Source organism: Pseudomonas sp. PDM20 (genome assembly GCF_014852575.3).
Lineage (GTDB): Bacteria > Pseudomonadota > Gammaproteobacteria > Pseudomonadales > Pseudomonadaceae > Pseudomonas.
Map to the genome: position 1 here is coordinate 5,951,542 of NZ_CM181224.1, position 18,384 is coordinate 5,969,925.

The window sequence follows — 18,384 nt, forward strand, 5'->3', positions numbered from 1 at the left end:
TCTATGCAAAGCCCATGACAAGGGCGAGCATCCTCGCACCGAGGCTCCGCTACCGCTCGGCGGCTGACGGGATTTCATACAGTGGTTCGTCATAAAGTCGGCGTTTAATCGAGAATTGCCCTATTTCCTGCGTCAGCCCTTTTGTAAGCAAAGGTTTGCTTGACAGCAGCATGACCGGGATAATACCGGCCCTGCGCCATGGCACGTGTCGACGAAGCTCTTGGTGGATCAAGGAAGACCCATTAGCCGACCGGAATGCCCCGAAGGGCCCACAAGAGCTCGCAGCGTGATTCAATTCAATATCGACCAGTGGAGTGCCTGGGCCCCGGGCCTGTCCACGATTGCCGACTGGCAGAGCTGGGTACGGGAAGAACGTCTTCCCGACAGCGCCGCCCAACCGGATGTCGCCTTTCTCCCCGCCATGCAACGCCGCCGCCTGAGCCCCCTGGCGCGTATGGTGTTCAGTGTCGCCTGGCCGCTGGCCGACGGGCGGCCGCCGATGCCGCTGATCTTCGTTTCCCGCCACGGCGAAACCGGCCGCAGCCTGGAACTGCTGCGCGAGCTGGCCGTCGAACAACCACTGTCCCCGACGCAGTTCAGCCTTTCCGTGCACAACGCGGTCATTGGCCTGTGGTCGATCCTGCGGCAGGACACCAGCGAAATGACAGCCATCGCCGGCGAACGTGACGGTTTCGAGCATGGCCTGCTGGAAGCCGCTGCACTGCTGGCCGAAGGTGCCCCGGAAGTGCTGCTGGTGGTGACCGAGGAGCCGGTACCGGAGCTGTATTCGCCCTGGGTCGACGACGTGCCCTTCCCCTATGCCGTGGCCCTGCGCCTGAAGCCCGGCAGCGAATGGTCACTGGAACTCGCGGAAAACGGCACAGCCCTTGCTCCGCCGTCCCACCCCAATGCCCTGAACCTGGTGCGCGCGCTGATCGAGCGCACCGGCCTGATCCATCACCCCTGGAAGAAGCGTCTATGGACCTGGCAACGCAACCACTGAGCAAGCGCGCCGACGCTTGGCTGTGGCGCCTGTTCGCCACCGGCCTGTGCTTCGCCATCTTCGGTATTGGTGGATTGCTGCTACGGGTGCTGGTGTTTCCGCTGCTGAGCCTGCTGCCGGGCGATGCCCTGCGCCGTCGCAGCCGCGCACGCCACACGGTCAGCCGGCTGTTCTGGCTGTTCGTGCAGATCATGCAGCGCAGCGGCGTGCTGACGTACGAAGTGGAAGGCATCGAGCGCCTCGGCCGTCCGGGGCAGATGGTCATCGCCAACCACCCGTCGCTGATCGACGTGGTCTTCCTCATCGGCCTGATCCGCGACGCCAACTGCGTGGTCAAGCAGAGCCTGTTCGCCAACCCCTTCACCCGCGGCCCGGTGACGGCGGCGCAGTACATCAGCAACAACGGCAGCATGGACATGTTCGATGAGGCCGTGGACGCGCTGCAGCAGGGCCAGACCCTGATCGTCTTCCCCGAGGGCACCCGCACCACGCCGGGCGCGGCTCCGCAATTCCATCGCGGCGCGGCGTCCATCGCCTTGCGCGGCGCCAGCGTCATCACCCCGGTGACCATCACCGTGTCCCCGACCACCCTGACCAAGGCCGAGCCCTGGTACAGCATTCCCGCCCGCCGCGTGCATTTCCGGCTGCGCGTCGGCGACGACCTGGACCCGCAGGTCTTTGCCAGCCAGGGCCCCGCCCCGGCAGCCTCGCGCCGGCTCAATGCCTTCCTGCACCAGCATTTCATCAAGGAGCTCGCAAGAGATGAGCGATCTGCAACTGGAGATTAAACAGCTGATCATCGACGCCCTCGGCCTCGAAGATATCGGCCCTGACGACATCGGCGCCGAAGACGCGCTGTTCGGCGACGGCCTCGGCCTGGATTCGGTCGACGCCCTGGAACTGGGCCTGGCCATCCAGAAACGCTACGGCATCAAGATCGACGCCGATGCCAAGGACACCCGCCAGCATTTCGCCAATGTGGCGAGCCTGGCGGCCTTCGTGACCGCCCAGAAAGCCGCCTGAGACCGCTGACCATGCAAACCCGTGAGGACATTTTCAACACCCTGCGCGACGCCCTGGTCGAGCTGTTCGAACTGGAGCCGGAGCAGATCAGCCTCGACGCCAACCTGTACCAGGACCTGGAGATCGACAGCATCGACGCCGTCGACCTGATCGACCACCTCAAGCGCCAGACCGGCAAGAAGATCGCCGCCGAGGAATTCAAGTCGGTGCGTACCGTCGGCGACGTGGTCGAAGCGGTCTATCGCCTGGCCAACCCATGACACGCCTGGTCGGGCTCAGCCTGCTGCTGGCCGGGCTGCTCTACCCGTTCGCGATCTACTTCGGCATCGATCACCTGTCGCCGAAATTCTTCGCGCTGCTGCTGGGCGGGTTGTGGTTCGCCCGCAGCCTGGGCAGCGGGCAACGCCCCGGGCAACGCTGGATGGCGCTGGCGGCCGTGGCCTTCTGCATGCTGCTGTGGTTCCTCAACGAGCCGCACCTGCTGCGCTGGTACCCGGTGCTGATCAGCGCAGGCCTGCTGAGCCTGTTCGCCCTCAGCCTGAAATTCGGTCCGCCGCTGGTCGAGCGCCTGGCGCGCCTGCGCGAGCCGGAGCTGCCGCCCCACGCGGTGCGCTACACCCGCCGGGTGACCCAGGCCTGGGTGCTGTTCTTCCTGGGCAACGGTCTGATTGCCGCGGCCCTCACACTGTGGGCGCCGCTGGCCTGGTGGACGCTGTACAACGGCCTGATTTCCTACCTGCTGATGGGCGTGCTGTTCGCCGTCGAGTGGCTGGTACGGCAGCGGGTCAGAGGTCAAGGATGAAATCGATTTCCCTCGCCCGGCTGCTGCTGGAGCTGCCCGCGGGGCGCCCATTGGCGCTGGAGCCGACGCTGCTCGCCAGCGACTTCCTGCAGCGCGTCTGCGCAGCGGCCGGCGCCCTGCGCCAGCGCAATGCCCAGCGCGTGGCGATCCACCTGGAAGACGCCGCCGAACTGGCAATAGCCCTCTACGCGGCGTGGCTGGCCGGTGCCGAAGCGGTGCTGCCGGCCGACAACCTCGCCCACAGCCGCGAGCGACTGGCCTCGCGGATCGACGCCTGGATCGGCGATCAGCCCGGTGACCTGCTGCTGGCCGAGCTGAACGGCCCGGCACTGCCTCCGGCCCCTCTTGCACCTGAAGAACTGGACCTCGACGCCTGCCGCCTGGTGCTCAGCACCTCCGGCTCCACCGGCGAGCCCAAGCTGATCGGCAAGTCCCTGCGCCAGCTGAGCAACGAAGTGCAGGTGCTGGAAGCCCTCTGGGGCGAACAACTGGGCGATGCGTGCATCCTCGGCAGCGTCGCCGCGCAGCACATCTACGGCCTGCTGTTCCGCGTGCTCTGGCCGCTGTCCGCCGGCCGCGCCTTCCTGCGTCGGCAGATCGCCTTCCCCGAAGACCTGCAACGCCTGAGCCTCGACCAACCGCGCTTCGCCTGGGTCGGCAGCCCGGCGCTGCTCAAGCGCATGGGCGACAACCTCGACTGGCCGGCGCTACGCCCGGTGGTGCGGGTGTTCTCCTCCGGCGGCCCGCTGCCGGCCGAAGCCGGCGAGCAGTTGCACGAACGCCTCGGCCAGGCTCCCACGGAAATCTACGGCAGCTCCGAGACCGGCGGCATCGCCTGGCGCCAGGGCGGCCAGCTGTGGCAGCCGTTCGAAGGCGTGGCGCTGAGCCAGGACGAGCACGGCGCGCTGCGCATCGAATCGACCTACCTGCCGCCCGGCGAAACCGAACAGACCGCCGACGCCGCACGAATTTGCGCCGACGGCCGCTTCGAGTTGCTCGGCCGGCTCGACCGCATCGTCAAGCTGGAAGAAAAACGCATCTCCCTGCCGCAACTGGAAGCGGCGCTGATGAAGCATCCCTTCGTCAGCGAAGCGCGCCTGGGCGTGGTGCAGGAGAACCGCGCCAGCCTCGGCGCACTGGTCGCCCTGAGCGACGCCGGCCTGCATGAGCTGCGCAATGGCGGCCGCCGCGCGCTGACCCAGCGCCTGCGCGAACACCTCGCCGACCACTGCGAAGCCCTCGCCCTGCCGCGCCGCTGGCGCCTGCTGCGACGCCTGCCGGGCAATGCCCAGGGCAAGCTGCCGCAAAGCCTGGTGGACGAACTGCTGCACGCGCCGCGCAGCCGCGATCCCGACGTACTGACGCACAACGCGGTGGACGGCGAACAGCACTTCCAGCTGGAAATCCCCCTGGACCTCGCCTACTTCCCCGGCCACTTCCCCAAGGCTCCCGTGCTGCCGGGCGTGGTGCAGGTGCAATGGGCGCAGCAACTGGGCCGCCAGGTCTTCGACCTGCCGCCACGCTTCGGCGGCATGGAAGTGCTGAAGTTCCAGCAACTGCTGCGGCCGGGCGATCTCTGCCAGTTGGCCCTGCGCTGGGACGCCGAGCGCGGCAAGCTGTACTTCGCCTTCACCCGTGGCGAGGCCGCCTGCTCCTCCGGGCGCATCCTGCTGGGGGCAGACGAATGAGCACCAAACCGTGTGCCGTGATTCCGGTGTACAACCACGAGCACGCGCTGCCCCAGGTGGTCGCCGAACTGCTCGCCGCCGGCCTGCCCTGCGTGCTGGTCGACGACGCCTCCAGCCGCGAGTGCGCGGCGGTGATGGACCAGCTCGCCGCAGGCCGCGACACGTACCTGGTGCGCCTGCCGGTGAACCAGGGCAAGGGCGGCGCGGTGATGGCCGGCCTGCGCGAAGCCGCGCGCCTGGGCTTCACCCACGCGCTGCAGGTGGACGCCGACGGCCAGCACGACCTGGGCGACGTGCAGCGCTTCCTCGGCATCTCACGCGAGCACCCCGAGGCGCTGGTCTGCGGCTATCCGCAGTACGACGAAAGCGTGCCCAAGGGTCGTCTCTACGCGCGCTACCTGACCCACATCTGGGTATGGATCAACAGCCTGTCGCTGTCGATCCGCGACGGCATGTGCGGCTTCCGGGTCTACCCGCTGGCATCCACACTCAAGCTGATCGACAGCACCACGCTGGGCAAGCGCATGGATTTCGACCCGGAAATCCTCGTCCGTCTGGCCTGGCGCAACCAACCGATGCAGTGGCTGCCGACGAAGGTGCATTACCCGCTGGACGGCCTCTCGCACTTCCGCCTGTTCCACGACAACGCACTGATCTCCTCCATGCACGCGCGGCTGTTCTTCGGCATGCTCTGGCGCTCGCCAGCCATTCTCTGGCGCCGCCTGCGGAGCGCCGCGTGAGCGCGCAGCACTGGGCGCAACAGCGCGAGCGCGGCAGCCTGCTGCTGATGCGCTTCACCGCCTGGGCGGCGCGCACCCTCGGCCGGCGCCTGCTGTCGCCGCTGCTGCACCTGATCGTGCTGTACTTCTTCCTCTTCGGCGCCCGTGCGCGCGGCGCCATCCGCGAGTACCAGCAGCGCCTGGCGCAGCACAGCGGCAACGCCTCGCTGAGCCCGACCACCGGCCGCGTGTTCGGCCAGTTCATGGCCTTCGCCGACGCCATCCTCGACAAGCTCGATGTCTGGGCCGGCCGCCTGGACCTCGCCAGCATCGAACTCAATGACCCGCACAACCTGCGCGCGCAGTTGCGCAGCGGCCGTGGCCAGCTGCTGGTGGGCGCGCACCTGGGCAACCTCGAAGTCTGCCGCGCGCTGGCGGAACTGGGCGAGAAGGTGCGCATGAACGTGCTGGTGCACACCCGCCACGCCGAGCAGTTCAACAAGCTGCTGGGCGAGTCCGGCGCCAGCCACCTGCGGCTGATCCAGGTGAGCGAACTGGACCCGGCGATCATGCTGCAGTTGTCCCAGCGCCTGGACGCCGGCGAATGGCTGGCGATTGCCGGCGACCGCATTCCGCTGCACGGCGGGCGCAACGTCGAGGTCGATTTCCTCGGCGCCCCGGCCGCACTCCCGCAGGGCCCCTGGCTGCTCGCCGGGCTGCTGCAGTGCCCGGCCAACCTGATGTTCTGCCTGAAGGAAGAGGGCCGCTACCGCGTGCACCTGGAGCCCTTCGCCGAACGCATCCAGTGGCGCCGCAGCGACCGCGCGGAGGTCCTGAAACACTGGACCCAGCGCTACGCCCAGCGCCTGGAACACTACTGTCTGCGCGCACCGCAGCAGTGGTTCAACTTCTACCCGTTCTGGAAAGCCCATGACGACAGCCACTGAAACGCCGGTTTTCGGCCAAGGCCACCTGAGCATCGAACAGATCGTCGCCCTCGCCGAGCGCCGCGTCGAAAGCCGCCTGGACGACGACGCCGACTTCCGCGCCCGGATCGCCCGCGGCGCGCAGTTCCTCGACACCCTGCTGGACAAGGAAGGCGTGATCTACGGCGTCACCACCGGCTATGGCGATTCCTGCGTGGTGGCTGTGCCGCTGGAGCACGTCGAGGCACTGCCGCAGCACCTGTTCACCTTCCACGGCTGCGGCCTGGGCAAGCTGCTGGAACCGGCCGCCGTGCGCGCCGTGCTCGCCGCGCGCCTGCGCTCGCTGAGCCACGGGGTTTCCGGCGTACGCCTGGAACTGCTGGAGCGCCTGCATGCTTTCCTCGCCCTGGACATCCTGCCGCTGATCCCGGAAGAGGGTTCGGTGGGCGCCAGCGGTGATCTCACGCCACTGTCCTATGTCGCCGCCACCCTCGCCGGCGAGCGTGAAGTGCTGTGGCGCGGCGAGCACCGCAGCGCCGCCGACGTCCATGCCGAGCTGGGCTGGCAGCCGCTGGTGCTGCGGCCCAAGGAAGCGCTGGCGCTGATGAACGGCACGGCGGTGATGACCGGCCTGGCCTGCCTCGCCTATTCGCGCGCGGACTACCTGCTCAAGCTGGCCACGCGCATTACCGCGCTGAACGTCATCGCCCTGCAAGGCAACCCGGAGCACTTCGACGAGCGCCTGTTCGCCGCCAAGCCGCATCCGGGGCAGATGCAGGTCGCCGCGTGGATTCGCCAGGACCTCGCCATCGACGCACCGACGCCGCCGCTGCACCGCCTGCAGGACCGCTACTCGCTGCGCTGCGCACCTCACGTGCTGGGCGTGCTGGCCGACAGCCTGGGCCTGCTGCGGCAGTTCATCGAGATCGAACTGAACAGCGCCAACGACAACCCGATCATCGACGCCGAGGACGAGCGCGTGCTCCACGGCGGGCACTTCTACGGCGGGCACATCGCCTTCGCCATGGACAGCCTGAAGAACCTCGTGGCCAACGTCGCCGACCTGCTCGACCGGCAGCTCGCACTGCTGGTGGACACCCGCTACAACCATGGCCTGCCGAGCAACCTCTCGGGTGCTCCGGCGGACCGCGCGATGATCAACCACGGCTTCAAGGCCGTGCAGATCGGCGCCAGCGCCTGGACCGCCGAGGCGCTGAAGAACACCCTGCCGGCCAGCGTGTTCTCGCGCTCCACCGAGTGCCACAACCAGGACAAGGTGAGCATGGGCACCATCGCCGCGCGCGATGCCCTGCGCACCCTGGAGCTGACCGAACAGGTCGCCGCCGCCACCCTGCTGGCCGCGCAACAGGGCGTCTGGCTGCGCTGCGGCGAAGCCGGTGCGCGCCCGCTGCCGGCACCGCTGGGCGGCATGCACGAACAACTCGGCCAGGACTTCCCGCCGCTGATCGAGGACCGCGCCCTGGAAGGCGAACTGCGCCTGTGCCTGGAGCGCATCCGCGCGCGCCACTGGGGGCTCTATGCGTAAGGCCGGCGTGCTGCAGGCCGAGGTGGAAATCCTCGTGCCGTTCTTCGACGTCGACATGATGGAAGTGGTCTGGCACGGCCACTACGTCAAGTACCTGGAAGTCGCGCGCTGCGCCCTGCTCGACAGGCTCGACCACAACTACTCGCAGATGCGCGAGGCGGGCTACGCCTGGCCGGTGATCGACCTGCAGCTGCGCTACGTACGCGGCGCGCGTTTCGGCCAGCGCATCAGCGTGCGCGCCGACCTGGTGGAGTGGGAGAACCGCCTGAAGATCAACTACCTGATCAGCGACGCCGAGACCGGCGAGCGCCTGACCCGCGCCAGCAGCACCCAGGTGGCGGTGGAGATCGCCAGCCGCGAGATGCAGATGGTTTCGCCCGCCGTGTTCATCGACGCCGTGCAGCGCGCACTGGAGGCCGAAGCATGCTGAAGCGCGCCCTGCTCGTCTGCGGCCTTCTGCTCGCTCCGCTGGCCCACGCCTTCGACCTGCCGCAACTGGCCGCGCAGCTCGGCAAACCGACGGTGGTACGCGGCGAGTTCGTCCAGGAGAAACACCTGCGTTCGCTGCCGCAGCCGCTGGTGAGCAAGGGCCACTTCATCCTCGCCAAGCAGCACGGCCTCCTCTGGCTGCTGCAGACGCCGCTGAAGCAGGACTACCGCATCGACGACCAGGGCATCGCCCGGCGCGACGCCAGTGGCTGGCAGCAACTGCCGCAACGCAGCGCCAGCGCACAGCAGAACCGCCTGTTCCTCGCCGTACTGGAAGGCGACAGCAGCGGCCTGCAGCGCGACTTCGACCTCGCCCTGAGCGGCGAGGCGAACGACTGGACACTCACCCTGACGCCGCGCGCCGTGCTGCTCAAGCAGATCTTCGACAGCATCGAGATTGCCGGCGGCGAACTGGTGCAGCGCATCGAGCTGCACGAAGCCCAGGGCGACCGCACCGTGCTGCGCATGACCAGCAGCCAGCCCGGCGACAGCCTGACCGATGCGGAGCGCAGTGACTTTGCCCGCTGAGCGGCCGCAGTGGCTGCCACGCCTGGTGATCGCCGGGCTGTTGGCGCTGCTCGCCCTCGCCGCCTGGCAATGGCGCGGTGCCGCGCCGCTGAGCACCGACCTGCTGGAACTGGTGCCCGGCAGCAGCCGTGATGCCCTGCAGAAGCAGGCCGAGCAGCGCATGCAGGAGCCGCTCAACCGCGAACTGCTGGTGCTGGTCGGCTACCCCGAGCGCGACACCGCCATCGCCCACGCCCGCGAGCTGGCCGAGCGCTGGCAAGCCAGCGGCCTCTACGAGAAGGTGCAGTGGGGCGTACAGGCCGACCTGCCGGCACTGCGCGAACAACTGCGCGCCGGCCGCCTCGCGCTGCTCAATGCCGATGACCGCCGCCAGCTCTCCGATGACCCCGCCGCCTTCATCCAGCAGCGCGTCGAACAACTCTTCGATCCCTTCTCCGGCTTCGGCCTGCTGCCCAATGACCAGGACTGGTTCGGCCTGGCCTTGCGCATCCAGCACCACCAGCCGTTGACGGCGAAGGTGCAGCTGGACATCGGCAGCGGCGCGCTGCTCGCCGAAGACGACGGGCGCAACTGGGTGCTGCTGCGCGCACGCACCCGCGCCGATGCCTTCGACATGAACCTGCCGCGCGCCGTGGCCGCGCAGATCGCCGAGGCGCGCCAGCAACTGGCGGCCGACGGCGGGCAGATCGTCGCCGCCAGCGGCCTGCTGTATGCGGCCGACGGCCAGCGCCAGGCCAGCCGCGAAATGACCTGGGTTGGCGGCGGCGCCGCGCTGGGCACCCTGCTCCTGTTGCTGCTCGCCTTCCGTCGCGGGCGCGCATTGCTGGCCTTCCTGCCGGTGCTGGTCGGCGTGCTGGCGGGCGCCACCGCGTGCATCGCGCTGTTCGGCAAGATCAACCTGCTCACCCTGATGCTGGGTGCCAGCTTGATCGGCGTGGCCTCGGATTACCCGCTGCACTATCTGTCGAAAGCCTGGACTGTCGCTCCTTGGCAGCCCTGGCATGCTTTGAAGCTGAGCCAGCGCGGGCTGTTTCTCAGCCTCGCCACCAACCTGATCGGCTACCTCGCCCTGGCCTGCACGCCCTTCCCGGCACTGACCCAGGTGGCGACCTTCTCGGTGGCCGGCCTGCTCGCCGCCTACCTGTGCGTGATCGGCCTGCTGCCGCTGCTGTTGCGCGGCAACGCCATCGCTCCACAACCTCTGCTGCTCTCGCTGGGCGAGCGCCTGATCGGCCTGCGCCAGGCCCTGCTCCAGCGCACCGGCAGTTGGCCGCTGCTCGCGGTGGTCGCGCTGTTCTGCGCCGGCGGGCTGTGGCAACTGCAGGTGAAGAACGACCTGCGCCAGTGGCTGGGCGCCAAGCCGCAATTGCTCAGCGAGGCCCAGGCCGCCGCGCGCATCACCGGCTACCAGCCCACCAGCCAGTTCTTCCTGGTCCGCGCCAGCGATGAAACCCAGCTGCTGCAACGCCAGGCCGAACTGGCTGCGCGACTGGACAAGCTGGTCGCCTCCGGCCAGCTCAAGGGCTACCTCGCGCTCAACCAGTTGCTTGCCACCGCGCAGCAACAACAGCAGGCCCGCGAAGCGCTGCGCCAGTTGCCGCAACACTGGCAGGCACTGATCGACCTGGGCATTGCGCAGGCCGCGCTGCAAGCCGAGCTGGATCAGCTGGAACAGCTTCCGCCACAGTCCCTGGACCAGGCCCTGAAGGGTCCGCTCGGCGAGCCGTGGCGGCCGCTATGGCTGGGCACGGTGGACGGCGGCGTGGCCGGGCTGGTGAGCCTGCAGGGGCTGTCCGACGCCGACGTGCTGGCCGAACGGGCCAAGGGGCTGGAGGGCGTGCAGCTGGTGGATCGCCTCGGCGAGCTGAACCGCCTGTTCGCCGCCACCCAGGTCAGCGCCACCGAACTCAAGCTGCTCTCCTGCGTGCTGATCTTCGCCCTGCTGCTCAAACCCTTCGGTCCGCGCGGCGCCCTGCGCATCGTCCTGCTGCCGCTGCTGGCAGCGCTGTGCAGCCTCGCCAGCCTCGGCTGGCTGGGCCAGCCGCTGACGCTGTTCAGCCTGTTCGGCCTGCTGCTGGTCACCGCCATCGGCGTGGATTACACCATCCTCATGCGTGAGCGCGTCGGCGGCGCGGCAGTGAGCCTGGTCGGCGTGCTGCTGGCGGCCATCACCACCTGGCTGTCGTTCGGCCTGCTGGCGCTGTCGGCCACGCCGGTGATCAGCAATTTTGGCCTGGCCGTGGGCCTGGGCCTGGGGTTCTGCTTCCTGTTCTGCCCCTGGGCACAAGCCAGCACCCGAGAAGGAGCTCCGGCATGCTGACGATCCTCTTCTGGCTGGCCATGCCGCCGCTGTTCGCCCTGGCCGTGATCGGCGGGCGGCGCCTGCGCCTGCTGCCCATCGTCAGCCAGTTGCTGGTGGCCGGCCTGCTGCTGCCGCTGCTGTTCATCGTCCTCCAGGGTCAGGGCTTCGAGGTGCGCTCGCTGGTTACCGCGCCCTGGCTCAAGCCGCTTTACGACATCGGCTTCGCGCTGCTGCTGGGGCACATCCTCAGTGACGTGATCGACCTCGACGTCAGCCGCCAGAGCCTGAAGATCGCCCTGCCCAGCTTCGCCGTGCCACTGGCCTGCGGCATGGCCAGCGCCTGGTGGCTGCTGGGCGTGCGCGAAGGCATGAGCGTGCTGGGCATCGGCCTGCTGTTCTCGATCACCGCGATCCCGGTGCTCTACCTGTTCCTGCGCAACATCGATTACCCCGAGGACGCCACCCGCCGCCTAATGCACGCGGCGGTGCTGATGGACCTGTGGTGCTGGAGCCTGTTCGGCCTGGCCCAGGGCAGCAGCGATCCGTCCCAACTGGTGTGGCCACTGCTGGCCGGCGCGGGGCCGCTGTTGCTGAGGCTGATCGGCGTGCGCCAGCACCTGGCCTACAGCCTGCCCTTCTTCGGCCTGATGATCGCCTGCCAGCACTGGCACCTGAACACCCTGGTGTTCGCCATCACCTGGCTGATGGCCCAGGCCGCGGTGCGCCAATCGTTCCGCCTGCCGGTGTCGCCGCGGGCGGCGCAGGCGCTGCAGAACTATCTGCTGGTACCGCTGGTGCTGGCCTTCGGCATCCTCCAGATCGATTTCCACCACGCCCTCGCCGGCTACTCCTGGCTCTACCTCGGCGCGCTGCTGGCGCTGCCGGTGCTCAGCAAGCTGGCCGGCAGCTGGCTCGGCCTGCGCTGGGCGCTGCCGGGCGCGAGCCTGGGTGAGTTGTGGAAGGAAAGCCTGCTGCTGAACATCCGCGGGCTGACCGAAATCGTTTTCCTCAACCTGTTGTTCCAGCAGGGCCACATCGACTCGCTGCTGTATTTCAGCCTGCTGCTGATGAGCCTGTTCGCCACCCTGCTGCCCGCCCTCTGCGGCGTGCGCCGCCCGCGCGCCGCCACCGCTACCCCGCCTGATTCCCTGTCTTTGTCCCAGGATCAGGCACCGGCAAGGAGCCCCTCAGATGTCCGCCCCTGAACTGCAACAACGCACCGTCGTCGTCATCGGCGCCGGCCCGTCCGGCGCCATCGCCGCCGCCCTGCTCAAGCGCAAGGGCCACGACGTGCTGGTGCTGGAGCGCCAGCGCTTCCCGCGCTTCTCCATCGGCGAGAGCCTGCTGTCGCACTGCCTGGACTTCGTCGAGGAAGCGGGGATGCTCGACGCCGTGCTCGCCGCCGGCTTCCAGGTGAAGCACGGCGCCGCCTTCGGCTGGGGCGAGCGCTACACCGCGTTCGACTTCCGCGACAAGTTCACGCAAGGCAAGGGGTCGACCTTCCAGGTCCAGCGCGCGCGCTTCGACCAGTTGCTGGCCGACCAGGCCGAGCTGCAGGGCGTGGAAATTCGCTACGAAGAAGAAATCATCGCTGCCGATTTCGCCGGCGACTGCCCGCGCCTGCGGGTGCGTCGCCTGGACGGCAGCGAGTACGAAGTGGAGTGCGCCTTCGTCCTCGACGCCAGTGGCTACGGCCGTGTGCTGCCGCGCCTGCTGGACCTTGAGGCGCCGTCCGGCTTCCCGGTGCGCCGCGCCGTGTTCACGCATATCGAGGACCGGATCGACGCGCCTGAATTCGACCGCGAGAAGATCCTCATCAGCATCCACCCGCAAGAGCGCGGCATCTGGTACTGGACCATCCCCTTCAGCGATGGCCGCACCTCGGTCGGCGTGGTTGCCGAGGACCGTCACTTCGAAGGCAAGCTGGATGACCTGGACGCCTGCCTGAAGGGCTTCTTCGACGCTGCGCCGAACCTGCGCCCGCTGCTGGAGAATGCCGTGTGGGACACCCCCGCGCGCACCCTCGGCGGCTACTCGGCGAACGTCAAGCGCCTGGCCGGGCCGGGCTTCGCCCTGCTCGGCAACGCAGCGGAATTCCTCGACCCGGTATTCTCCTCCGGCGTCACCATCGCCATGCGCTCCTCCAGCATGGCGGCCAACCTGCTCGACTGTCAGCTCAAGGGCGAGACCGTGGACTGGGAAGGCGATTTCGCCCAGCCACTCAAGCGCGGCGTGGACACCTTCCGCGCCTACGTCGAGGGCTGGTACGACGGCAGCTTCCAGGACGTGATCTTCTACGAAAAGGCCACCCCGGAAATCCGCCGGATGATCTGCTCCATCCTCGCCGGCTACGCCTGGGATACGCGCAATCCCTTCGTCGCCGAACCGCAGCGTCGCCTGCGGGTACTCTCCGAAATCTGTGCAAGCTGAAAGGACAAGGACTGTCATGACCCGCCCCGCCTCCACCTACGTCGAAGAAACCCGTTTCGGTTTCTGGTTCCTGCAGAGCCACACCTGGCAGCACCACGTGCTGCGCGTGGCGATCAACGACCTCAAGCGCCTGGTCAGCTGGGACATCCCGGCAAACCCGGTGCTGCTGGACGCCGGCTGCGGCCAGGGCCGCTCGTTCCGCCTGCTGAGCGAGGCCTTCAAACCCGGCCGCATGATCGGTCTCGACGCCGACCCGCACAGTCTCGACTGCTCGGCCGTGGAAGCGGCGCGGGAGAACATCGAGGTGGAACTGAACTGCGCCGACTGCGCCGACCTGATGCTGCCTTCGGCCAGCGTCGATATCCTGTTCTGCCACCAGACCTTCCACCACCTGGTGGAGCAGGAGCAGGCGCTGCAGGAGTTCTGGCGGGTGCTCAAGCCGGGCGGCCTGCTGCTGTTCGCCGAGTCCACCGAGGCGTACATCGATACCTGGGTGATCCGCTGGTTCTTCCGCCACCCGATGCATGTGCAGAAGAGCGCCGCGCAGTACCTGCAGATGCTCCGCGAGCAGGGCTTCGAATTCAGCGAGAAGAACGTTTCCTACCCCTACCTGTGGTGGAGCCGCGCCAAGGACTTCGGCCTGCTGGAACGCTGGGGCCTGCGCAAGCCGAAACCGTTCGGCCAGCGCGAGGAGACCCTGGTCAACGCCGTGGTGCGCAAACCCCTGGAGAGCCGCTGAGCATGATCCGCTGGCTGAGTCTCGCCTTTGTCCTGCTGCTGGCCGGCTGTGCCCAGCATGCGCCGCTGCCGTCCGCTTTGCCGCCGCTGGCGACGCCGTTGCAGCTGCACATCCAGCGCGAACAAGGCCAGGCCAGCCAACCCTCGACACAGGACTGGCTGCTGGTGATCCAGCAGGAAGGCACAGCGCTGCGCTGGTCGCTGATCGATCCGCTGGGCATACCGCTGTCGCGCCAGCTGCTGCGTGAGGGAGAATGGAGCAACGACGGCCTGCTGCCGCCCAACCCCGAGGCGCGCGAACTCTTCGCCGTGCTGCTGTTCGCGCTGACGCCCGAGGGTGATCTCGCCTCGCGCTACCAGACCACGGACTACCGGGCGGACGAGCACGGTCGCCACCTGCAGCAACGCTGGAAGATCACCTACCGGTCGGCGCAGGAGTTCACCCTCGAATCCGCCGACCTTCGCTACCGGGTGACGCCCCTGAACGCCGAGAGCGCCGCACCATGACCGCCACGCACCTCAACGTGAGCTACCTCAACGAGCTGGGCCTGATCTGCGCGCTGGGCAACGACCGCCGCGAAGTGGCCGCCGCGCTGCTGGCGGGCGAGTCCGCCGGCATGCAGGTGCAGGCTGGCTGGGTGCCAGGCAGGAGCATTCCCGTCGGCACGGTGAAGGCGCGCCTGGCAGCCATCCCGGACAAGCGCCACGACACCCGCAACAACCGCCTTTTGCTGGCCGCCGCCACGCAGATCGACCCGGCCATCCACGCCGCCATCCAGCGCTACGGCGCCGCACGCGTGGCAGTGGTGCTGGGCACCAGCACGTCGGGCATCCAGGAAACCACCCAGGGCGTGCGCCACCACAGGCTGCACGGGCAGTTGCCCGAAGGCTTCCACTACTCCCACCAGGAGCTGTCGGACCCGGCCGTGTACCTCGCGGATCACTACCAACTGGCCGGCCCGACCTACGTGATTTCCACCGCCTGCACCTCCAGCGGCCGCGCCCTGCAGAGCGCGCGCCGGCTGCTGAACCTGGGGCTGTGCGATGCCGTGCTGTGCGGCGGCGTGGACAGCCTGTGCGAGCTGACGCTCAACGGCTTCAGCGCGCTGGAAGCGGTGTCGGATGAGCTGTGCAAACCCTTCTCGGCGAACCGCAAGGGCATCAATATCGGCGAAGGTGCCGCGCTGTTCCTGATGACCCGCGAGCCCGGTACAGTCGCCCTGCTCGGCACCGGTGCCAGCTCCGATGCGTACCACATCTCCGCCCCCGAACCCGAAGGGCGTGGCGCCCGCGCAGCGATGCGCAAGGCGCTGGCCGAGGCGCGGCTGGAGGCCGGGCAGATCGCCTACCTGAACCTGCACGGCACCGCGACTACGCACAACGACGCCATGGAGAGCCTTGCCGTCAGCGCGGAATTCCCCGCCGGCGTGCCCTGCTCCTCGACCAAGCCGCTGTCCGGGCATACCCTCGGCGCCGCCGGCGCGCTGGAAGCGGCGTTCTGCTGGTTGCTGCTGGGCGAGCACAACCCCGAGCGGCGTCTGCCACCGCAATGCTGGGACGGCATCGCCGACCCGCAGTTGCCGGCGCTGCAACTGGTGGGGGACGACGCGCCGCGACTGCCGACCGAAGGTCCGCGCTACCTGATGAGCAACTCGTTCGCCTTCGGCGGCAACAACATCAGCCTGATCCTGGGCGAGATGAGCAAGGATTCTGGAGTGACCCGATGATCGACTGGCCGATCGCCTCCCTGCTGCCCCACGCGGGCGACATGATCCTCATCGACGAAGTGCTCGACTTCGGCGACGAGGATATCCGCACGCGCCTGACAGTGCGCCCGGGCGGCCTGTTCAACGAAGCCGACGGCAGCCTGCCGGCCTGGGTCGGCGTGGAGCTGATGGCGCAGAGCGTCGCCGCCTACGCCGGTTGCCAGGCACGCTCGCGCGGCGAGCCGGTGGAGCTGGGCTTCCTGCTCGGCACCCGCCAGTACCAGTGCGACGTGGCGAGCTTTCCGGCCGGCGCGCAGCTCACTATCCATGCCATCCGCACCCTGCAGGACGACAATGGCATGGGCGTCTTCGAATGCCATCTGGAAGGACCGGGGATCAAGGCGCTGGCGCGCCTCACCGTGTTCCGCCCGCCAGAGGTTGCCAGCTATCTACAAGAACCCGCTCTCGCTGATCAAAAAACCGAGAACCGAGAGCCGAAAGAGCCAAGCGTATGACTGATTCCATCCTCGTAACCGGCTCCAGCCGTGGCATCGGCCGCGCCATCGCCCTGCGCCTGGCGCGGGCCGGCTTCGATCTGGTGCTGCACTGCCGCAGCGGCCGCGCCGAAGCCGACGCCGTGCAGGCCGAAGTCCAGGCACTGGGGCGCAGCGCCCGCGTGCTGCAGTTCGACGTGGCCGACCGCGAAGCCGCGCGCAACATCCTCGAGGCCGACGTGGAAACCCACGGCGCCTATTACGGCGTGGTGTGCAACGCCGGCCTGACCCGCGACGGCGCCTTCCCGGCGCTCACCGAGGAAGACTGGGACCAGGTGCTGCGGACCAACCTCGACGGTTTCTACAACGTCCTGCACCCGGTGATCATGCCGATGATCCGCCGCCGCCAACCGGGGCGCATCGTCTGCATCACCTCGGTGTCCGGGCTGATCGGCAACCGCGGCCAGGTCAACTACAGCGCCTCCAAGGCCGGCGTGATCGGCGCCGCCAAGGCTCTGGCCATCGAGCTGGGCAAGCGGAAAATCACCGTGAACTGCGTGGCACCGGGGCTGATCGATACCGCGATGCTCGACGAGCAGGTGCCGGTGGAGGAAATCCTCAAGATGATCCCCGCCCAGCGCATGGGCACCCCGGAAGAAGTCGCCGGCGCAGTGAATTTCCTGATGTCGGCCGAGGCCGGCTACATCACCCGCCAGGTGCTGGCGGTCAACGGAGGGCTGTGCTGATGAAGCGCGTCGTCATCACCGGCATGTCCGGCATCACCTCCCTGGGTTCGGACTGGGCGAGCATCGAGGCGCACTTCAGCGCCAACCAGAGCGGCATCCGCCGCATGGATGAGTGGGACCGCTTCACCGAACTGAACACCCGCCTGGCCGGCCCGGTACTGGATTTCGTGGTGCCCAGGCACTGGACCCGCAAGCAGCTGCGCAGCATGGGCCGCGTCTCGCGCCTGTCGGTGGGCGCCGCCGAGCGCGCGCTGGCCGACGCCGGGCTGCTGGGCGACGAATCCATCCGCGACGGCCGCATGGGCGTCGCCTGCGGCTCGTCCACCGGCAGCACCGACGAGATCAAGGCGTTCGGCAACATGCTGCTGAACTCGGTGGCCGACGGCCTCAACGCCAACTCCTACGTACGCATGATGCCGCACACCACGGCGGCGAATATCAGCATCTTCTTCGGCCTCACCGGCCGGGTAATCCCCACCTCCAGCGCCTGCACCAGCGGCAGCCAGGGCATCGGCTACGCCTACGAGGCGATCCGCTTCGGCCGCCTGCCGCTGATGCTCGCCGGCGGCGCCGAGGAGCTGTGCCCGACCGAGGCCATGGTGTTCGATGCGCTCTACGCCACCAGCCTGAAGAACGACACCCCGCAGCAGACGCCGCGCCCCTACGACAGCGGCCGCGATGGCCTGGTGATCGGCGAAGGCGCCGGCATGCTGGTACTGGAAGACCTGGACCACGCCCTCGCCCGCGGTGCGTGCATCCACGCCGAGATCGTCGGCTTCGGCAGCAACGCCGACGGCCAGCACACCACCCGCCCGGAACAGTCGACCATGCGCCGCGCGATGGAGTTGGCGCTGGAAGATGCCGGCCTGCCGAGCGAGGCCATCGGTTACGTGAACGGCCACGGCACCGCCACCGAGCAGGGCGATATCGCCGAAACCCTGGCGACCAGCGAACTCTTCGGAAATCGCATGCCGATCAGCTCGCAGAAGAGTTTCCTGGGCCACACTCTGGGAGCGTGCGGCGCGCTGGAGTCCTGGTTCAGCATCGAGATGATGAACAGCGACCGCTACGTGCACACCCTCAACCTGGACGAGATCGACCCGCGCTGCGGCGACCTCGACTACCTGCGGGGCGAGCCGCGCGCGATGAGCCACGAGTACGTGATGAACAACAACTTCGCCTTCGGCGGGATCAACACCTCGCTGATCTTCCGCCGCTGGCGCTGAGCCTTTCTCACCGTTACC

The 18,384-nt window shown here is 68.3% G+C and carries 20 protein-coding genes; all 20 read left to right on the forward strand.

Annotation, left to right across the window (positions count from 1 at the left end):
• The first annotated feature begins 286 nt into the window (after window positions 1-286).
• From IB261_RS27400 to IB261_RS27495, 20 genes are read left to right on the forward strand one after another with little or no spacing between them, the layout of a single operon-like run.
• The gene (locus IB261_RS27400) at window positions 287-1,003 is read left to right on the forward strand and encodes a beta-ketoacyl synthase chain length factor (protein ID WP_192383705.1); all 717 of its coding nucleotides are present in this window, start codon (window positions 287-289) and stop codon (window positions 1,001-1,003) included.
• The gene (locus IB261_RS27405) at window positions 979-1,791 is read left to right on the forward strand and encodes a lysophospholipid acyltransferase family protein (protein WP_192383704.1); all 813 of its coding nucleotides are present in this window, start codon (window positions 979-981) and stop codon (window positions 1,789-1,791) included. The genes IB261_RS27400 and IB261_RS27405 overlap by 25 nt, the downstream gene beginning before the upstream one ends.
• On the forward strand, window positions 1,766-2,026 hold the full coding sequence (locus IB261_RS27410; RefSeq protein ID WP_045216036.1) for a phosphopantetheine-binding protein: 261 nt from the start codon (window positions 1,766-1,768) through the stop codon (window positions 2,024-2,026). The genes IB261_RS27405 and IB261_RS27410 overlap by 26 nt, the downstream gene beginning before the upstream one ends.
• 11 nt (window positions 2,027-2,037) lie before the next feature.
• Window positions 2,038-2,286: an acyl carrier protein gene (locus IB261_RS27415; RefSeq protein WP_081515447.1), complete on the forward strand. Its 249-nt coding sequence runs from the start codon at window positions 2,038-2,040 to the stop codon at window positions 2,284-2,286.
• Complete coding sequence (locus IB261_RS27420) at window positions 2,283-2,828, forward strand: COG4648 family protein (protein ID WP_192383703.1); 546 nt, start codon at window positions 2,283-2,285, stop codon at window positions 2,826-2,828. Before IB261_RS27415 ends, IB261_RS27420 begins: the two co-directional genes overlap by 4 nt.
• Window positions 2,825-4,516 carry an ApeI family dehydratase gene (locus IB261_RS27425; protein WP_192383702.1) on the forward strand — a complete coding sequence of 564 codons (1,692 nt, stop codon included), beginning with the start codon at window positions 2,825-2,827 and terminating at the stop codon, window positions 4,514-4,516. Before IB261_RS27420 ends, IB261_RS27425 begins: the two co-directional genes overlap by 4 nt.
• Window positions 4,513-5,256 carry a glycosyltransferase family 2 protein gene (locus IB261_RS27430; RefSeq protein ID WP_192383701.1) on the forward strand — a complete coding sequence of 248 codons (744 nt, stop codon included), beginning with the start codon at window positions 4,513-4,515 and terminating at the stop codon, window positions 5,254-5,256. Before IB261_RS27425 ends, IB261_RS27430 begins: the two co-directional genes overlap by 4 nt.
• A gap of 47 nt (window positions 5,257-5,303) precedes the next feature.
• The gene (locus IB261_RS27435) at window positions 5,304-6,182 is read left to right on the forward strand and encodes a lysophospholipid acyltransferase family protein (RefSeq protein WP_225606210.1); all 879 of its coding nucleotides are present in this window, start codon (window positions 5,304-5,306) and stop codon (window positions 6,180-6,182) included.
• Window positions 6,166-7,707 (forward strand): HAL/PAL/TAL family ammonia-lyase, encoded by a 1,542-nt coding sequence (locus IB261_RS27440; RefSeq protein ID WP_192383700.1) that lies wholly within the window; start codon window positions 6,166-6,168, stop codon window positions 7,705-7,707. Before IB261_RS27435 ends, IB261_RS27440 begins: the two co-directional genes overlap by 17 nt.
• Window positions 7,700-8,137, forward strand: coding sequence for an acyl-CoA thioesterase (locus tag IB261_RS27445; protein ID WP_151188542.1), 438 nt, complete (start codon window positions 7,700-7,702; stop codon window positions 8,135-8,137). Before IB261_RS27440 ends, IB261_RS27445 begins: the two co-directional genes overlap by 8 nt.
• Window positions 8,131-8,724, forward strand: coding sequence for an outer membrane lipoprotein carrier protein LolA (locus IB261_RS27450; RefSeq protein ID WP_192383699.1), 594 nt, complete (start codon window positions 8,131-8,133; stop codon window positions 8,722-8,724). The genes IB261_RS27445 and IB261_RS27450 overlap by 7 nt, the downstream gene beginning before the upstream one ends.
• Window positions 8,696-11,044, forward strand: a complete 2,349-nt coding sequence (locus tag IB261_RS27455) for an MMPL family transporter (RefSeq protein WP_192383698.1) — start codon at window positions 8,696-8,698, stop codon at window positions 11,042-11,044. Before IB261_RS27450 ends, IB261_RS27455 begins: the two co-directional genes overlap by 29 nt.
• Window positions 11,038-12,231, forward strand: coding sequence for a cation:proton antiporter (locus IB261_RS27460; RefSeq protein ID WP_192383697.1), 1,194 nt, complete (start codon window positions 11,038-11,040; stop codon window positions 12,229-12,231). The genes IB261_RS27455 and IB261_RS27460 overlap by 7 nt, the downstream gene beginning before the upstream one ends.
• Window positions 12,218-13,456 (forward strand): NAD(P)/FAD-dependent oxidoreductase, encoded by a 1,239-nt coding sequence (locus IB261_RS27465; RefSeq protein ID WP_192383696.1) that lies wholly within the window; start codon window positions 12,218-12,220, stop codon window positions 13,454-13,456. The genes IB261_RS27460 and IB261_RS27465 overlap by 14 nt, the downstream gene beginning before the upstream one ends.
• 16 nt (window positions 13,457-13,472) lie before the next feature.
• Window positions 13,473-14,195 carry a class I SAM-dependent methyltransferase gene (locus IB261_RS27470; RefSeq protein ID WP_192210579.1) on the forward strand — a complete coding sequence of 241 codons (723 nt, stop codon included), beginning with the start codon at window positions 13,473-13,475 and terminating at the stop codon, window positions 14,193-14,195.
• A gap of 2 nt (window positions 14,196-14,197) precedes the next feature.
• Window positions 14,198-14,701 carry a hypothetical protein gene (locus IB261_RS27475; RefSeq protein WP_081515435.1) on the forward strand — a complete coding sequence of 168 codons (504 nt, stop codon included), beginning with the start codon at window positions 14,198-14,200 and terminating at the stop codon, window positions 14,699-14,701.
• Entirely contained in the window at window positions 14,698-15,921 is a 1,224-nt protein-coding gene (locus IB261_RS27480) for a beta-ketoacyl-[acyl-carrier-protein] synthase family protein (RefSeq protein WP_192383695.1), read from the forward strand. Before IB261_RS27475 ends, IB261_RS27480 begins: the two co-directional genes overlap by 4 nt.
• On the forward strand, window positions 15,918-16,415 hold the full coding sequence (locus IB261_RS27485) for a hotdog family protein (protein WP_081515433.1): 498 nt from the start codon (window positions 15,918-15,920) through the stop codon (window positions 16,413-16,415). The genes IB261_RS27480 and IB261_RS27485 overlap by 4 nt, the downstream gene beginning before the upstream one ends.
• On the forward strand, window positions 16,412-17,140 hold the full coding sequence (gene fabG, locus IB261_RS27490) for a 3-oxoacyl-ACP reductase FabG (protein ID WP_081515432.1): 729 nt from the start codon (window positions 16,412-16,414) through the stop codon (window positions 17,138-17,140). The genes IB261_RS27485 and fabG overlap by 4 nt, the downstream gene beginning before the upstream one ends.
• Window positions 17,140-18,366: a beta-ketoacyl-ACP synthase gene (locus IB261_RS27495; RefSeq protein ID WP_192383694.1), complete on the forward strand. Its 1,227-nt coding sequence runs from the start codon at window positions 17,140-17,142 to the stop codon at window positions 18,364-18,366. Before fabG ends, IB261_RS27495 begins: the two co-directional genes overlap by 1 nt.
• Window positions 18,367-18,384 lie beyond the last annotated feature (18 nt).

Bases quoted from the DNA above. Each gene is read 5' to 3' on its own strand.
- IB261_RS27405 (WP_192383704.1), top strand. From the start codon at position 979: ATGGACCTGGCAACGCAACCACTGAGCAAGCGCGCCGACGCTTGGCTG.
- IB261_RS27410 (WP_045216036.1), top strand. From the start codon at position 1,766: ATGAGCGATCTGCAACTGGAGATTAAACAGCTGATCATCGACGCCCTC.
- IB261_RS27415 (WP_081515447.1), top strand. From the start codon at position 2,038: ATGCAAACCCGTGAGGACATTTTCAACACCCTGCGCGACGCCCTGGTC.
- IB261_RS27420 (WP_192383703.1), top strand. From the start codon at position 2,283: ATGACACGCCTGGTCGGGCTCAGCCTGCTGCTGGCCGGGCTGCTCTAC.
- IB261_RS27425 (WP_192383702.1), top strand. From the start codon at position 2,825: ATGAAATCGATTTCCCTCGCCCGGCTGCTGCTGGAGCTGCCCGCGGGG.
- IB261_RS27430 (WP_192383701.1), top strand. From the start codon at position 4,513: ATGAGCACCAAACCGTGTGCCGTGATTCCGGTGTACAACCACGAGCAC.
- IB261_RS27435 (WP_225606210.1), top strand. From the start codon at position 5,304: ATGCGCTTCACCGCCTGGGCGGCGCGCACCCTCGGCCGGCGCCTGCTG.
- IB261_RS27440 (WP_192383700.1), top strand. From the start codon at position 6,166: ATGACGACAGCCACTGAAACGCCGGTTTTCGGCCAAGGCCACCTGAGC.
- IB261_RS27445 (WP_151188542.1), top strand. From the start codon at position 7,700: ATGCGTAAGGCCGGCGTGCTGCAGGCCGAGGTGGAAATCCTCGTGCCG.
- IB261_RS27450 (WP_192383699.1), top strand. From the start codon at position 8,131: ATGCTGAAGCGCGCCCTGCTCGTCTGCGGCCTTCTGCTCGCTCCGCTG.
- IB261_RS27455 (WP_192383698.1), top strand. From the start codon at position 8,696: ATGCGGAGCGCAGTGACTTTGCCCGCTGAGCGGCCGCAGTGGCTGCCA.
- IB261_RS27460 (WP_192383697.1), top strand. From the start codon at position 11,038: ATGCTGACGATCCTCTTCTGGCTGGCCATGCCGCCGCTGTTCGCCCTG.
- IB261_RS27465 (WP_192383696.1), top strand. From the start codon at position 12,218: ATGTCCGCCCCTGAACTGCAACAACGCACCGTCGTCGTCATCGGCGCC.
- IB261_RS27470 (WP_192210579.1), top strand. From the start codon at position 13,473: ATGACCCGCCCCGCCTCCACCTACGTCGAAGAAACCCGTTTCGGTTTC.
- IB261_RS27475 (WP_081515435.1), top strand. From the start codon at position 14,198: ATGATCCGCTGGCTGAGTCTCGCCTTTGTCCTGCTGCTGGCCGGCTGT.
- IB261_RS27480 (WP_192383695.1), top strand. From the start codon at position 14,698: ATGACCGCCACGCACCTCAACGTGAGCTACCTCAACGAGCTGGGCCTG.
- IB261_RS27485 (WP_081515433.1), top strand. From the start codon at position 15,918: ATGATCGACTGGCCGATCGCCTCCCTGCTGCCCCACGCGGGCGACATG.
- fabG (WP_081515432.1), top strand. From the start codon at position 16,412: ATGACTGATTCCATCCTCGTAACCGGCTCCAGCCGTGGCATCGGCCGC.
- IB261_RS27495 (WP_192383694.1), top strand. From the start codon at position 17,140: ATGAAGCGCGTCGTCATCACCGGCATGTCCGGCATCACCTCCCTGGGT.